This window comes from Ancylobacter koreensis (genome assembly GCF_023016525.1).
In the GTDB taxonomy this organism is placed as follows: domain Bacteria; phylum Pseudomonadota; class Alphaproteobacteria; order Rhizobiales; family Xanthobacteraceae; genus Ancylobacter; species Ancylobacter koreensis.
On sequence record NZ_JALKCG010000001.1, the window covers coordinates 1,456,975 to 1,472,336 of the forward strand.

General features: G+C 67.1%; 14 protein-coding genes. 11 read left to right on the plus strand and 3 right to left on the minus strand.

The window, feature by feature from the left end; all coding sequences use genetic code 11:
- Positions 1-25 precede the first annotated feature (25 nt).
- A complete protein-coding gene (locus tag MWN33_RS06690) occupies positions 26-1,261 on the plus strand; it encodes an arginine deiminase (RefSeq protein ID WP_247199643.1) in 1,236 nt (411 codons plus the stop codon).
- A 155-nt stretch (positions 1,262-1,416) separates the two neighbouring features.
- On the plus strand, positions 1,417-2,847 hold the full coding sequence (locus MWN33_RS06695) for a basic amino acid/polyamine antiporter (RefSeq protein WP_247199644.1): 1,431 nt from the start codon (positions 1,417-1,419) through the stop codon (positions 2,845-2,847).
- A gap of 4 nt (positions 2,848-2,851) precedes the next feature.
- Here the strand turns inward: MWN33_RS06695 and MWN33_RS06700 are convergent, their stop codons facing one another.
- Positions 2,852-3,751, minus strand: a complete 900-nt coding sequence (locus tag MWN33_RS06700) for a hydrogen peroxide-inducible genes activator (protein ID WP_247199645.1) — start codon at positions 3,749-3,751, stop codon at positions 2,852-2,854.
- Positions 3,752-3,936: 185 nt separating this feature from the next.
- Between MWN33_RS06700 and katG the strand changes: the two genes are divergently transcribed.
- From katG to MWN33_RS06715, 3 genes are all read left to right on the plus strand, one after another.
- Positions 3,937-6,117, plus strand: a complete 2,181-nt coding sequence (gene katG, locus MWN33_RS06705) for a catalase/peroxidase HPI (protein ID WP_247199646.1) — start codon at positions 3,937-3,939, stop codon at positions 6,115-6,117.
- Between the two features lie 147 nt (positions 6,118-6,264).
- On the plus strand, positions 6,265-6,477 hold the full coding sequence (locus MWN33_RS06710) for a hypothetical protein (protein ID WP_247199647.1): 213 nt from the start codon (positions 6,265-6,267) through the stop codon (positions 6,475-6,477).
- 173 nt (positions 6,478-6,650) lie between these two features.
- Positions 6,651-8,405 carry a carbamoyltransferase C-terminal domain-containing protein gene (locus MWN33_RS06715; RefSeq protein ID WP_247199648.1) on the plus strand — a complete coding sequence of 585 codons (1,755 nt, stop codon included), beginning with the start codon at positions 6,651-6,653 and terminating at the stop codon, positions 8,403-8,405.
- Here MWN33_RS06715 and MWN33_RS06720 read toward each other — a convergent pair.
- On the minus strand, positions 8,368-8,850 hold the full coding sequence (locus tag MWN33_RS06720; RefSeq protein WP_247199649.1) for a hypothetical protein: 483 nt from the start codon (positions 8,848-8,850) through the stop codon (positions 8,368-8,370). The two genes, MWN33_RS06715 and MWN33_RS06720, sit on opposite strands and share 38 nt — an antisense overlap.
- A gap of 105 nt (positions 8,851-8,955) precedes the next feature.
- Positions 8,956-9,645: a FadR/GntR family transcriptional regulator gene (locus tag MWN33_RS06725; protein ID WP_247199650.1), complete on the minus strand. Its 690-nt coding sequence runs from the start codon at positions 9,643-9,645 to the stop codon at positions 8,956-8,958.
- A gap of 179 nt (positions 9,646-9,824) precedes the next feature.
- Between MWN33_RS06725 and MWN33_RS06730 the strand changes: the two genes are divergently transcribed.
- The 6 genes from MWN33_RS06730 to MWN33_RS06755 all read left to right on the plus strand — a co-directional run bounded on the left by MWN33_RS06730 (position 9,825) and on the right by MWN33_RS06755 (position 15,227).
- Positions 9,825-10,826, plus strand: a complete 1,002-nt coding sequence (locus MWN33_RS06730; protein ID WP_247199651.1) for an ABC transporter substrate-binding protein — start codon at positions 9,825-9,827, stop codon at positions 10,824-10,826.
- Positions 10,826-11,656 carry an ABC transporter permease gene (locus MWN33_RS06735; protein WP_247199652.1) on the plus strand — a complete coding sequence of 277 codons (831 nt, stop codon included), beginning with the start codon at positions 10,826-10,828 and terminating at the stop codon, positions 11,654-11,656. Before MWN33_RS06730 ends, MWN33_RS06735 begins: the two co-directional genes overlap by 1 nt.
- A 2-nt stretch (positions 11,657-11,658) precedes the next feature.
- On the plus strand, positions 11,659-12,465 hold the full coding sequence (locus MWN33_RS06740) for an ABC transporter ATP-binding protein (RefSeq protein ID WP_247199653.1): 807 nt from the start codon (positions 11,659-11,661) through the stop codon (positions 12,463-12,465).
- A gap of 11 nt (positions 12,466-12,476) precedes the next feature.
- Positions 12,477-13,229, plus strand: coding sequence for an ABC transporter permease (locus MWN33_RS06745; RefSeq protein WP_247199654.1), 753 nt, complete (start codon positions 12,477-12,479; stop codon positions 13,227-13,229).
- Positions 13,229-13,933, plus strand: coding sequence for a fumarylacetoacetate hydrolase family protein (locus MWN33_RS06750; RefSeq protein ID WP_247199655.1), 705 nt, complete (start codon positions 13,229-13,231; stop codon positions 13,931-13,933). Before MWN33_RS06745 ends, MWN33_RS06750 begins: the two co-directional genes overlap by 1 nt.
- A gap of 79 nt (positions 13,934-14,012) precedes the next feature.
- Entirely contained in the window at positions 14,013-15,227 is a 1,215-nt protein-coding gene (locus tag MWN33_RS06755) for an NADP-dependent isocitrate dehydrogenase (RefSeq protein WP_247199657.1), read from the plus strand.
- Positions 15,228-15,362: the final 135 nt, after the last annotated feature.

Below are 15,362 nucleotides of genomic sequence, written 5' to 3' on the forward strand. Positions count from 1 at the left end.
CAAGAAAAGCAACGGGAGCCTCATCATGGGTACCAGTTTCGGCGTGCATTCCGAGGTCGGCCAGCTGCGCAAGGTGATGGTCTGCGCGCCCGGCCGCGCGCATCAGCGCCTGACCCCGAGCAATTGCGACGCGCTGCTGTTCGACGACGTATTGTGGGTCGACGTCGCCAAGCGCGACCATTTCGACTTCATCAACAAGATGCGCGAGCGCGGCATCGAGGTGGTGGAGATGCACAATCTCCTCACCGAGACGGTAGCCATTCCCGAGGCGAGGAAATGGATCCTCGACCATCAGGTGGTGCCGAACCAGATCGGGCTCGGCTTCGTCGATGAGGTGCGCGCCTATCTCGACGGCCTGCCGGCGCGGGCGCTCGCCGAGACGCTGATCGGCGGCCTGTCGACCTATGAGTTCCCCGAGACCATCGGCGGCACCACGCTGGAGCTGATCCGCGACGCCGCCGGCGTCAACGAGTATTTGCTGCCGCCGCTGCCCAACACGCTCTACACCCGCGACACCACCTGCTGGATCTATGGCGGCGTGACGCTGAACCCGCTCTTCTGGCCGGCGCGGCACGAGGAGACCATCCTCACCACCTCGATCTACAAATTCCACCCGGACTTTGCCGGCAAGGTGAATGTGTGGTGGGGCGACCCGACGCAGGACTGGGGCCTCGCCACGCTGGAAGGCGGCGACGTGATGCCGATTGGCAAGGGCAATGTGCTGATCGGCATGAGCGAGCGCACCTCGCGGCAGGCGATCAGCCAGCTCGCCGGCGCGCTGTTCGCGCAGGGGGCGGCCGAACGTGTCATCATCGCCGCCATGCCCAAGCTGCGCGCGGCGATGCACCTCGACACGGTGTTCACCTTCGCCGACCGCGACTGCGTGCTGCTCTACCCCGATATCGTCGACAAGATCGAGTGCTTCTCCTACCGCCCGGACGGCAAGGGCGGCGTCGAGCTTTCCAAGGACAAGGGCCTCGTCGAGACGGTGCGCGAGGCGCTCGGCCTGAAGGAACTGCGCGTCGTCGAGACCGGCGGCAACGACTACACCCGCGAGCGTACCCAGTGGGATTCGGGCGCCAACCTCGTCTGCGCCGCGCCGGGCGTCGTCTTCGCCTATGACCGCAACACCTATGCCAACACGCTGCTGCGCAAGGCGGGCATCGAGGTCATCACCATCGACGGCTCCGAGCTCGGGCGCGGGCGCGGCGGCGGCCATTGCATGACCTGCCCGATCATCCGCGACGCGGTGGAGTTCTGACGGGCGCGGGAAACTCCCTCTCCCCGTCGGGGAGAGGGTTGGGGTGAGGGGACTTCGCGGCGTTGCGATCGCCGAGCCCCTCACCGACCCGCTTCGCGGGCACCTCTCCCCGACGGGGAGAGGATGTTCGCCGCGTGGTCGTTTCAGGTGACACGATGACCCAGCCCACCCAGCAGAAATTCGCCATGCCGACGCTGACCGCCATGGTGGTCGGCTCGATGGTCGGCGCCGGCATCTTCTCGCTGCCGCAGACCTTCGGCCGCGTCACCGGCGGGCTCGGTGCGCTGATCGCCTGGGCCATCGCGGGCGGCGGCATGCTGATGCTCGCCTATGTGTTCCAGACGCTCTCGCGGCGCAAGCCCGCGCTCGATGCCGGCGTCTACGCCTATGCCAAGGCCGGCTTCGGCAATTATCCCGGCTTCCTCTCCGCGCTGGGCTACTGGACCGTCTGCTGCCTCGGCAACGTCTCCTACTGGGTGCTCATCAAGTCGACCTGGGGCGCCATCTTCCCCGCGTTCGGCGACGGCAACACCGTGCTGGCGGTGGCGATCTCCTCCGTCGGCATCTGGGCCTTCCATTTCACGATCCTGCGCGGCGTGAAGCAGGCGGCCTTCATCAACACGATTGCCACCGTCGCCAAGATCATCCCCATCGTGCTGTTCCTCGTCTTCGTCGGCTTCGGCTTCAAGGCGGACATCTTCGCGGCGAATTTCGACGGCGGGCCGGGGCTGGAAGGGGCCGGCCTGTTCGCGCAGGTGCGCGGCACCATGCTTGTGACGGTGTTCGTCTTCGTCGGCATCGAGGGCGCCAGCGTCTATTCGCGCTACGCCCGCAAGCGCTCCGACGTCGGCCTCGCCACGCTGCTCGGCTTCCTCGGCGTGCTGTGCCTGCTGGTGCTCGTCACCATGCTGTCCTACGGCGTGCTGCTGCGGCCGGATCTGGCGGAACTGCGCAACCCCTCCATGGCCGGCGTGCTGCGCGCGGTGGTCGGCCCGTGGGGCGCGGTGTTCGTCAGCGCCGGGCTGATCGTTTCCGTGCTCGGCGCCTATCTCTCCTGGTCGCTGCTGGCGGCCGAGGTGCTGTTCTCGGCCGCGAAGATGGAGAGCATGCCGGCCTTCCTCGCCCGCGAGAACCGCAACGGCGTGCCGGCGGCTGCGCTGTGGATGACCAACATCCTCGTGCAGTGCTTTCTCGTCCTGACGCTCTTCGCCGAGCAGGCCTTCCTGCTGGCGCTCAAGCTCACCTCCTCGATGATCCTGCTGCCCTACCTGCTCACCGCCACCTATGCGCTGATGCTGGCGTGGCGCGGCGAGACCTATGAGGGGCAGGCCCGCGAGCGCCGCATCGACCTGCTGCGCGCCGGCATCGCCACCTTCTATGCCGGCTGGCTGGTCTTCGCCGGCGGCATCACTTTCCTGCTGCTGTCGCTGGTGATCTACGCGCCGGGCACGATCCTGTTCGCCATCGCCCAGAAGGAGCGCGGCCACCGCGTCTTCACCGGCCGCGAGCAGCTTCTGTTCGCGGCGGCGGCGGCCGGCGCCGTGGTGGCTATCTTCGGCCTCGCCACGGGGCGCATCGCGGTCTGAGCGGTCAGGCGACCGCCGCGCAGCTGCGCACCGCCTCGGCGATCTCGACGAACTGGCGCGCCAGCGGGTTGGTCTTGCGCCACACCATGCCGATGGTGCGGGTGGGCTGGGGATCGGCGAAGCGCACCACCGACACCGAGGCCGAGCGCGTCTCGACCGGGACGGCCATTTCGGGAATCAGCGTCACCCCCATGCCGGCATCGACCATCTGCACCAGCGTCGACAGGGAGCTGGCGTCCAGCAGGTCGCGCGGGGGCAAAGCGGGCGGCGTGCGGGCGCAGAAAGAGAGCGCCTGCTCGCGGAAGCAGTGGCCTTCCTCCAGCAGCAGCAGGCGCATTTCGCGCAGCGCGTCGGGGTGCGGGGGCGGCTTGCCCTCATCTTCGCGCGGGCGCACCAGCAGAAAATTCTCGGTGAACAGCGCCATTTCGGTGAGCGAGGCTTCCGGCACCGGCAGCGCGACGATCGCCATGTCGAGCCGCCCCTCGCCCAGTTCCTGCACCAGCCGGGGCGTCAGCGTCTCGCGCACATGCACGTCCAGCCCGTTGTGCAGCCGCCTGAGACTGGCGATGACACCGGGCAGCAGATAGGGCGCGACTGTCGGGATCACCCCGATGCGCAGGCGCCCCACCATGCCGTCGCGCGCGGCGCGGGCATAGTCGTCGAGCCCGTCCACCGCGCGCAGTATGTCGGCCGCGCGCCGCATGACCTCCTCGCCGAAACTGGTCAGCCGCACCTGCCGGCGGTCGCGCTCGAACAGCTCGGCGCCGAGTTCCTCCTCCAGCGCCTTGATCTGCATGGAGAGGGCCGGCTGCGAGATGGCGCAGTCCTCCGCCGCGCGGCCGAAATGACCGTGACGGGCAAGCGCCTCGAAATAGCGAAGCTGCCTCAGTGTCAGGTTTGTCATAATTTGAGCTTATCGTGACGATCAGAAAATCGGAATTAAAATAATGAAAAGCCTTTGCTAAGACGGTGCCCTTGTAGGCGGCAGCCTCCCGCGCGCGTGGCGGGAGCGCGGGCACCAGGACCGGCCAGCCCCAGGACCAGCCTCAGGACGAGGCGCGTTGCGCGCACCGAGGATCGGAGAGAACCATGAACGACAAGACGGACGAGGGCGCGGTGTCGAAATGCCCGGTCGCCCATGGCGCCAAGCCGCGTCAGAACGGCGACTGGTGGCCGGACACGCTGCGCGTCGACCTGCTGAGCCAGCACTCGTCGAAGTCCGATCCGCTCGGCGGTACGTTCGACTACCGCGAGGAGTTCGCCAAGCTCGACTATGAAGAGCTGAAGAACGACCTGCGCAAGCTGATGACCGATTCGCAGGACTGGTGGCCGGCCGATTTCGGCAATTACGGGCCGCAGTTCGTCCGCATGTCCTGGCACTCCGCCGGCACCTACCGGCTGGCCGACGGGCGCGGCGGCGGCGGCCGTGGCCAGCAGCGCTTCGCTCCGCTCAATAGCTGGCCGGACAATGTGAACATCGACAAGTCGCGCCGCCTGCTGTGGCCGATCAAGCAGAAATACGGCCAGAAGATCTCCTGGGCCGACCTGCTGATCCTGACCGGCAACGTCGCGCTGGAGACCATGGGCTTCCGCACCTTCGGCTTCGCCGCCGGCCGCGAGGACACCTGGGAGCCCGATCTCGACGTGAACTGGGGCTCGGAGACCGCCTGGCTCAAGCACCGCGCGCTCGACCAGTTCGACGCCCCGCTCAGCGCCACCGAGATGGGCCTCATCTACGTCAACCCGGAAGGCCCGAACGCCAATGGCGACCCGCTCTCCGCGGCGGCCTTCATCCGCGAGACCTTCGCCCGGATGGCGATGAACGACGAGGAAACCGTCGCGCTGATCGGCGGCGGCCATACCTTCGGCAAGACCCATGGCGCCGCGGCCGAATCCCACAAGGGCCCCGAGCCCGAGGGCGCCGGCATCGAGGCGCAGGGTCTCGGCTGGGCCAGCAATTACGGCACCGGTTTCGGCGCCGACGCCATCGGCAGCGGGCTCGAAGTGACCTGGACCCAGACTCCGGCCCAGTGGAGCAACTTCTTCTTCGAGAACCTGTTCAAGTTCGAATGGGTGCAGACCCGCAGCCCGGCGGGCGCGATCCAGTGGGAGGCGAAGGACGCCGAGGCCATCATCCCCGACGCCCACGACCCGTCGAAGAAGCACAAGCCCACCATGCTGACGACGGACCTGTCGCTGCGCTTCGACCCTGCCTACGAGAAGATCTCGCGCCGCTTCCTGCAGAACCCGCAGGCCTTTGCCGAAGCCTTCGCCCGCGCCTGGTTCAAGCTGACCCATCGCGATCTCGGGCCCCGCGCGCGCTATCTCGGCCCGGAAGTGCCGAAGGAAGAGCTGATCTGGCAGGACGTCGTGCCCGCCGTGAACCACCCGCTGGTGAACGAGGCGGACGTGGCCGCGCTGAAGGCGAGCGTGCTCGCCACCGGCCTCACCTCGTCCGAGCTGGTCGCTGCCGCCTGGGCTTCGGCCTCGACCTTCCGTGGCGGCGACAAGCGCGGCGGCGCCAATGGCGCCCGCGTGCGCCTCGCGCCGCAGAAGGACTGGGAGGTGAACCAGCCGCTGCAGCTCGCCAAGGTGCTCGCCGTGCTGGAGGGCGTGCGCGCGGAGTTCAACGCCGCCGCGACCGGCGGCAAGCAGGTGTCGCTCGCCGACCTGATCGTCATCGCCGGCAATGCCGGTGTCGAGCAGGCGGCCAAGGCCGGTGGTCATGACGTCACCGTGCCCTTCGCGCCGGGCCGCACCGATGCCTCGCAGGACGCGACCGACATCCACGCCTTCGAGGTGATGGAGCCGGTGGCGGACGGCTTCCGCAACTACCAGAAGCCCACGCTGCGCGTGTCGGCCGAGGCGGCGCTGATCGACAAGGCGCAGCTCCTTACCCTCACCGCGCCGGAGATGACGGTGCTGATCGGCGGCCTGCGCGCGATCAACATCAACACCGACGGCTCGACGCACGGCGTCTTCACCGACCGCCCCGGCGCGCTGACGAACGACTTCTTCGTCAACCTGCTGGACATGGCGACCCAGTGGAAGGCGGCGGGGGATTCGAAAGACGTCTATGAGGGCCGCGACCGCAAGTCGGGCGAGGTGCGCTGGACGGCGACCCGCGCCGACCTCGTCTTCGGCTCCAACTCGATCCTGCGCGCGCTCGCCGAGGTCTATGCCAGCGAGGACGCGAAGGAGAAGCTGGTGAGCGACTTCGTGGCGGCCTGGACCAAGGTGATGAACCTCGACCGCTTCGATCTCGCCTGATCGCGACGGCGCCCGGCGGCATGAGCGCTGCCGGGCGCCCGCCTTGCCCCGCTCTCCGCCGGGGACCGGATGCGCGGAGGACTGGATTTGCAGGCATCGCCCGGCCTATAGGGTGCTTCGCGTGGGGGCAGCCTGTCGGGGAGCGTGATGAACGGGGACGAACTGAGGACGATCCTGTGCCGTCTGGAGACCGGAATGGTCCTGACGGTGCCCGACGAGTGGATCGACCGCACCATTCCCGGCACGCATGTCACGCGCGCCCGCCTCGTCGGCGACATTGCGCGTCAGTTCTTCTGCGTTCACCGGCAGGAATTCGGCTTCCAGCGCTTCGAGAAGCAGGAAGTGCCGTTCACCGGCTGAGCCGGCCGCCCGGTGCCGTGGTCGCCGCCGCGCCGGGTCATAGTTTGTTGGCGAATTGCGTGTAATGTCGGACAAAGCAGGTGTCCGAGGGCGTGGCCCGTGCTTCCCGCATCGGATGTCGCCCTCCCTCCCGGCCGGCCCGCGCGCGTCGGCGCCCATGACCCAGTGGCCCCATGACCATTCTCGGCGTTTCCGACTCGCATAATGCCGCCGCCGCCCTGCTGACGCCCGAAGGCGCGCTAGAGGCGCTGCAGGAGGAGCGGCCGCGCCGCATCAAGAACTATCACGGCATCCCCACGCACTCGATCGACTGGCTGCTCGGCCGCCATGGGCTGAAGCCCGATCAGGTCGAGGTGCTGGCGCTGGCCGGGCACCTGCCCATCCCGCCGATGGACCGCGAGGAATGCATCGCCTTCTTTCGCCGCTGCGGCCAGCTTCCCGGCCGGGTGCGCGCGCTGCTGCGCCACACGCCGCTGCGCCTTCTGGTGCAGGCCGACAAGAAGCGCCGCCGGCGCGACGCCTTCCTCGCGCTGGGCTTCCGGCCCGAGGCGATCAAGACCTTCGAGCATCACGAATGCCACGCCGCCACCGCCTATTACGGGCAAGGCGAGCGCGACGCGCCGGTGCTGGTGGTCACGGTGGACGGCTCGGGCGACGAATTGTGCTCGACTGTCAGCATCGGGCGCGGCAACCGCATCGAGAGGCTGTTCAGCACCGACTGGAGCCATTCCTTCGGCACCATGTACGGCGTCGTCACCTACATGACCGGCATGGTGCCGAACGAGCACGAATACAAGCTCATGGGCATGGCGCCCTATGCCTCGCCCAGCGCCTCGCGCCGCATCGCCGACCGCCTGCACGGCCTGTTCGAATGGGCGGCGGACGGCGCGCCGACGTGGAAGCGCGCCTCCGGCGTGCCGCACACGCTGCACATCCAACCGACCCTTGAGGCGCTGTTCTACGAGCAGCGCTTCGACGCGGTGATGGGCGGCCTGCAGCTCTTCACCGAGGAGATGCTGTGCGAATTGGTGCGCCGCGCGGTGAAGGCGACCGGCGTGCGCCGGTTGGCGCTCTCCGGCGGCGTCTTCATGAACGTGAAGGCCAACAAGCGCATCATGGAACTGGACGAGGTGGACGAGCTCTTCGTCTTCCCCTCCTGCGGCGACGAGACCAACGCGCTGGGCGCGGCCTATCTGGCGCAGGCCGAGCTGCGCGGGGGCGGAACGGTCAAGCCGATCTCCTCCTTCTATCTCGGCCCGGAATGGAGCGTGGAGACAATCGAGGCGGACCTCGCCCCGCATCTGGCGGCCGGCGAGATCGCCGTCGAGCGCCCGGCCTCGATCAACGAGGCGGTGGCCCGCCTGCTGGTCGAGGGCCGCGTGGTCGGACGCTTCGCCGGGCGCGAGGAGTTCGGCGCCCGCTCGCTCGGAAACCGCGCCATCATCGCCGATCCCCGCAATCCCGAGGTCATCCGCGTCATCAACGAGATGGTGAAGAGCCGCGACTTCTGGATGCCTTTCGCCTCCTCGGTGCTGGACGAGAGCGCCGGCGACTATCTCGATAACCCCAAGCACGTCGCCGCTCCCTACATGATCCTGTCCTTCGACACGACCGAGAAGGGCTGGAACGCGCTGAGGGCCGGCAGCCACCCCTATGACCGCACCTGCCGCCCGCAGGTGGTCACGCGCGCGGCGAATGCCGACTACTGGGACCTGATCTCGACCTTCAAGCGCCTGTCGGGCATTGGCGGGGTGCTCAACACCTCGCTGAACCTGCACGGCCTGCCGCTGGTGCACCGCCCGCAGGACGCGGTGCACGTGCTGCTCAATTCCGGCCTCGACACGCTGGCGGTCGGCCCTTTCCTGGTGACCAAGAAGGCGGCCCGACCCGTCAGACGATCCTTCGGCGGGCCGAGAAGAAGCCGATGAGAAGGACGGCCGCCAGCACGACAAGCTGGGCGGCGAGGAAGGGCGGCTCGTTCTGGTTCGGCGCCAGCGGCTGCAGGGCCGACAGCTTCTGGAAGGACTGCACCACCAGCACCACCAGATTGAGGTAGAGCGCGAAGGTCGCCGTCACCGCATAGGCGATGGCGGCGAGCCGGCGCGTGGCGCGCACGGGCAGGGCAGCGGCTGCGACGGCGAGCAGCACCAGCGAGATCACGCCGAACAGGAAGGCCGGTGTCACCCCGCTGAAGGGGAACAGGAAGCCGGTGATGCTGGTGAGCGCGGTGGTGACGAGGAAGATCGCCTGCCAGACGGGAAGCCAACGCCCGGTCGCCAGCACGCCCATGGCCCAGAGGCCGGTGGCGATGGCGACCAGGCTGATGGCGACATGCACGTTCAGCAGCACGTCTATGGAAAGGCCGGGTATCATGATGAGGTCCCTCGGACGGAAGGAGCCGTCGGCTCCCGTTTGAACGATATGGCGTCGGCACGGAAGCGGTACGGCGTCGGTCGAAGTCCGGGGAGCGGACCGCCTCTACTGGCGGTCCAGCAATTTGCGTTCCACCGTCTGGAGGTGGGTGCGCATCGCGGCGGCGGCGGCGGCGATGTCGCGATGCTCGATGGCTTCCACGATAGCCTCGTGCTCGGCGAAGCTGTGGTGGTCGGCGTGCGGCTTGACGGGATCGGTGCGCAGCCGCCCCCAGGTCACAGCGCGGCGCACCGCGTTGAGCGTGTCGAACAGGCCGAGCAGCAGCGTGTTCTGGCTGGCCTCGGCGATTGTGCGGTGCAGGCGGGTGTCCCAGGTCTCGTACTGGCGCCAGGTCTCCGCCTGCCGCGAGCGGGCAAGGCACATGCGCATCTCGGCGATGTCGGCGGGAGTGGCGGTGAAGGCCGCCGCACGGGCGATCTCCGGCTCCATCACAATGCGCGCGCGCATCACCTCGGCCGGGTTGCTGCGGCGGGCGAGGGCGGCGATGTCGGCGAAGGTGTCGAGCGGCCGGCTGCCCATGAAGGTGCCCTTGCCGACATGGCGCCAGAGCTGGCCTTCCGCCTCCAGCACGTCGAGCGCCTTGCGCAATTCGGTGCGCGACACCCCGAGCGCCGCGGAAAGCTCGCGCTCGGGCGGCAGGCGGCCGTCCTCCGGCAGGTCGAGCTGCGCGAGATAGCCGCGCAGCTGGGTGACGATCCCCTTTTCCGGATGGGTATCGGAGGGAGGCGTAAGCATGGAATCAGGCTCAACCAAAATTCGAATTGGTTCAATCTATGGAGGGTCGGAACCGAGCGGTCAAGCGGATCGGCGCTTGACCAGCAACAATGGCCAATATAAACCAAATGGAAATTGGTATCCAACCTCGCGGGTTGGTCTAGCGGCGGATTGAACCGTCCGGCTCATGGGAGACTGACATGCTCAAGGACTTCACGAGGAGATGGGGCCTTTCCGTCACGGCGCTCGCCGTCGGATTCGGCCTCACGCTGGCGGCGGCTTCGCAGGCCGAGGCGAAGGTCCGCGTCGCCTATGGCGACATCGCCAGCGTCGAGAACCTGCACCTGCTGGCGGCCTTCGAGCTCGCCGAGCAGAAGGGCGTCGAGATCGAGATGACCTATCTGAAGTCCGAGGACATCGCCGCGCAAGCGGTGGTCAGCGGGCAGGCCGATATCGGCGTGGGCGGTCCCTATGCCCTGATCCAGAAGGTGAAGGTGCCGGTGCGCCTCTTCCTCCAGCTCTCCACGCTGCGCTTCTACCCGGCGGTGAACGCCGAGTTCTACAAGACGTGGAAGGATCTCAACGGTCAGGAAGTCGCGGTGCATTCGCGCGGCTCGGGCACCGAGGCGATCATGAAGCTGATGGAGGACAAGCAGGGCATCAAGTTCTCCAAGATCAGCTACATCCCCGGCTCGGAAGTGCGCACCGGCGCGCTGCTGCAGGGCAACGTCAAGGCGACCATCGTGGATTCGGCGGGCCGCCGCCTGCTTCAGGAAAAGGCGCCCGGCAAGTTCATCATCCTGCCGCTCGACGGCGTGAACGCCACCGACGAGGCGCTGTTCGCCCGGCAGGACTTCCTCGACAAGAACCAGAAGGAAGTCGACATCATCGTCGAGTCCGTTCTCACCACCTGGCGCGAAGTGACCAAGAACCCCGCCATCGTCGCGGAATGGCGCGCCAAGTACAAGCTGCTGCCGGACCTGCCGGCCGATCAGGTGGCGGAGATCACCCCCTATTTCACCGAGCTGGCGCAGGGCAAGGCGTTCCCGCCCAATGGCGGCGGCGCGGCGGCGGCCAAGGACGACTTCGCCTTCTACTCGCTCTCCGGCCAGCTGCAGGGCGACCCGGCGAGCTTCAAGGTCGAGGATTTCTGGGCGCTTGAGCCGCTGAACCGCGTGCTCGGCAAGGTCGGCACCAACTGATGGCCTTCCCGGCGCAGGCGAACGGCTCCCCCCGGGCCGTTCGCTCCTCCGAGGGCTCCTTCTTCTGGAGGAAGCTCTCGGAGCACCGCACGGCCCTCTGGCGCACCGCGTCGATCGGCCTTTTCTTCCTCGCCTGGGAAATCGCCGGCCGCATTCCGATCAGCTTTGCCTTCCCGACCTTTCTGGAAACGCTCGACGCCTTCATCCGGATGACGCTGGACGGCTCCTTCCTTGCCGCCTATGCGCAGACGCTTCAGCCTCTGGTCATCGGCATCGCCATCTCCGCCGTCATCGGCGTGGGGCTCGGCATCGTGATGGGCCTGTCGCGCTTCGCCGAATGGCTCATCGCTCCGGTCTTCGTCGTGCTGCAGGCGGCGCCGATGGCGGCGCTCATCCCGCTCATCACCTTCGTCTACGGCATCGGCCTGGTGTCGAAGACGCTCGCGGTGATCATGCTCGCCCTGCCGGTAATCGCGCTCAACGGCTACAAGGCCGTCCGCAACGCCAATCCGTCATTGGTTGCGATGTGCTATTCCTTCCAGGGCAGCTGGTGGCAGCGCATCGTCAAGATCATCATTCCCGATGCCAGCCCGGTCATCTTCGCCGGCCTGCGGCTGGGTCTGGCGGCCGGCTTCATCGGCGTCATTCTCGCCGAGCTGCTCATCACCCCCACCGGCATCGGCGACCTCATCACCTATCACCGCTCGGTGGCCGACTACCCGGAAATGTATGCCGCGGTGGTCTCCATCATCCTGGTGTCCACCCTGACGCTGGCCGCGCTGGAGGCTTTCGAGCTTCGCGTGCTGCGTCCCGAGAAGAGAAGGTCCTGATCATGCGGAACATCACCGCCGAGGCGGCCACCGCCGCCACAAAGACCGCCGGCGCCGAAATCGCCGTCGAGGTGCGCGGCATCTGCAAGATGTACAACGAGGTGGAAGCGCTGCGCTCCATCGACCTCGACTTTCCCGCCGGTAAGCTCACCACGCTGCTCGGCCCTTCCGGCTGCGGCAAGACCACGCTGCTCAAGATCATCGCCGGCCTCATCCCGGCCACCTCGGGCGAAATCCGCGTCAATGGCAAGACGGTCACCGGTCCCGGCCCCGAGCGCGCCTTCGTCTTTCAGGACTTCGCGCTGATGCCGTGGGCGACGGTGATGCGCAACGTCGCCTTCGGCCTCGAACTCAAGGGCATGGGCAAGGACGAGCGGCAGGCGATCGCGGCCAAGTACATCGCCGAGGTCGGCCTGTCGGGCTTCGAGAACAAGTTTCCGCACGAGCTCTCCGGCGGCATGCGCCAGCGCGTGGGCCTCGCCCGCGCCTTCGCGGTGAATGCCGACGTGCTGCTCCTCGACGAGCCGTTCTCGGCGGTGGACGAGCAGAACCGCCGCAAGTTCCAGGAAGACCTGCTGGAACTGGTGGAGAAGGAGAAGAAGACCTTCATCTTCGTCACCCACTCCATCGAGGAAGCGGTCTACTGTTCGGACCGCATCGTCATTCTGTCGCGCCGGCCCGGCCGCATCGCGCAGATCATCGAGCCGGAGATCGACCGTTCCGCCTCCCCCGACGCCATCCGCCGTGACCAGGGCTATCTCGACACCGTCGAGGAGATCTGGCAGGGCCTCAAGCATTACGTCGATTAGGGGAGGGCGGCATGACCCTTTTCGGCTATCGCGTGCCCATGATGGCCTCGCTCCTCGTCTGGTGCGTCATCTGGGAGATCGTCGGGCGCTCCGGCGCCATGTTCCTCGTCCCCCCGCTCTCGCATGTGCTGGTCGCGGCGGTCGCTCTCGTGCAGACCGGCACCTGGCAGGCGGCGGCGCTCACCACGCTCAACAGCTTCCTGATCGGCATGGTTTTTGCGATCGTCGTCGGCGTGGCGATCGGCGTGCTGATGGGGCGCTCGGTGACGGCGGACAACCTGCTCGGCATCTGGGTCAACATCTTCGTCTCGGCGCCGCTCTCCGCGCTGGTGCCGGTGCTGATGATCCTGTTCGGCATGGGCGAGACGACGGTGGTCGTCACCGTCTTCCTCTTCGCGGTCTGGATCATCGTGCTCGACACGCGGGCGGGCGTGCAGGGCGTGCCGAACTCGCTCATCGAGATGGGCCGCAGCTACGGCGCCTCGCGCGCCACGCTCTACGGCAAGATCATCCTGCTTGCCGCGCTGCCGGAAATCCTCGCCGGTATCCGGTTGGGTGTGGTACGCGGCGTGAAAGGCGTCGTGATCGGCCAGCTTCTGGTATCGATCATCGGCTATGGCGAATTGTTCGAGCTCTACTCGCGCAATTTCGACATGGAGAACTTCTGGGCTCTGACCATCATCCTGTTCGCTGCGGCGATGGGACTATCGGCCCTGATCGAAAGCATTGAGAAACGCGTCGACTATTATGCGGGAGTACGCTGATGAACGCACCGATCGATAATTCTGCCTACGTGATCACGCCTCCTGGCATTCCGACGCTTCCCGTCGAAGGCTCGGACAAGCTGTTCCCGATCCACCGCATCTACTGCGTCGGCCGGAACTATGCCGAGCACGCCATCGAGATGGGCCACGACCCCAACAAGGAGCCGCCCTTCTTCTTCCAGAAGAACCCCGACAACGTCATCACCGACGGCACCTTCCCCTATCCCGACAAGTCCAGCGACGTGCATTACGAGCTGGAAATGCTGGTCGCCATCGGCAAGGGCGGGGTGAACATCCCGGTCGAGAGCGCGATGGAGCATGTGTGGGGCTACGGCATCGGCCTCGACATGACCCGCCGCGACCTGCAGGGCGAGGCCAAGAAGCTCGGCCGCCCGTGGGAAGTGGGCAAGGCGTTCGAGGACTCCGCGCCCTGCTCGGCGCTGGTGCCGGCGTCCAAGATCGGCCACCCCACCGACGGCAAGGTGTGGCTGAACGTCAACGGCACGCAGCGCCAGCTCGGCGACCTCAACCAGATGATCTGGAAGGTGCCGGAGATGATCTCCTACCTCTCCGGCCTGTTCGAGCTCCAGCCCGGCGACGTCATCATGTCCGGCACGCCGGCCGGCGTCGGCGCCATCGTGCGCGGCGACCTGCTGGAAGGCGGCGTCGACGGTGTGGGCACGCTGACCGTCAAGGTCGTCTGAGCGCGTCGCGAATCTCCCGGCGACATCCCCGGCGGTGCGCCGCCGGGGATGTCGCGCGGCGGTTCCCAGGAGTTTTCCGGTGGCTAAGATCAAAGTGACGAACCCCGTCGTCGAGCTCGACGGGGACGAGATGACGCGCATCATCTGGGGGCTGATCAAGGAGAAGCTGATCCACCCCTATCTCGACATCGACCTCGACTATTACGACCTCGGCGTCGAGAACCGCGACGCCACCGACGATCAGGTGACGGTGGATGCCGCGCACGCGATCAAGCGGGTGGGCGTCGGCATCAAATGCGCCACCATCACCCCGGACGAGGGCCGCGTCGCCGAATTCGGCCTGAAGAAGATGTGGCGTTCGCCCAACGGCACCATCCGCAACATCCTCGGCGGCGTGATCTTCCGCGAGCCGATCATCTGCCGGAACGTTCCGCGTCTCGTGCCGGGCTGGACGCAGCCGATCATCGTCGGCCGTCATGCCTTCGGCGACCAGTACCGCGCGACCGACTTCCTCTATCCCGGCAAGGGCACGCTCTCGATCAAGTTCGTCGGCGAGGACGGGCAGGTCATCGAGCACGAGGTCTATCAGGCGCCGGACGCCGGCGTCGCGCTGGCGATGTACAATCTCGACGAGGCCATCGTCGAATTCGCCCGCGCCTCGCTCAATTACGGCCTCGCGCGGCGCTACCCGGTGTATCTCTCCACCAAGGACACCATCCTCAAGCAGTATGACGGCCGCTTCCGCAAGATCTTCGAGGAGATCTACGCGAACGAATTCAAGGCCGAATTCGAGAAGCACAAGATCTGGTACGAGCACCGGCTGATCGACGACATGGTGGCCTCAGCGCTGAAGTGGTCGGGCGGCTATGTCTGGGCCTGCAAGAACTATGATGGCGACGTGCAGTCCGACATCGTGGCGCAGGGCTTCGGCTCGCTCGGCCTGATGACCTCGGTGCTGATGACGCCGGACGGGCAGACGCTGGAATCGGAGGCCGCGCACGGCACCGTCACCCGGCACTATCGCGAGCACCAGAAGGGCAAGGAAACGTCGACCAACTCCATCGCCTCCATCTTCGCCTGGACGCGCGGCCTCGCCCATCGCGCCAAGCTGGATGGCAATGACGATCTCGCCGCTTTCGCGAGCACGCTGGAGAAGGTGTGCGTCGACACGGTGGAGAGCGGCTATATGACCAAGGACCTGGCGCTGCTCGTGGGGCCGGACCAGCAATGGCTGTCCACCACCGGCTTCCTCGACAAGGTGGATGCCAATCTGACGCGCGCCATGGCGGGCTGACCGGCGCCACGGACGAGAAGGGGCGGGCGGGGCGGCGGCGAGCCGTGCCCGCCCGCTGTCGTTTCCGGGCCGGCTTCGCCGCCGTCTCCGCGCGCTATCGCGGATCGCCCTTGCGTGTAGGCAGGCGATCTGATG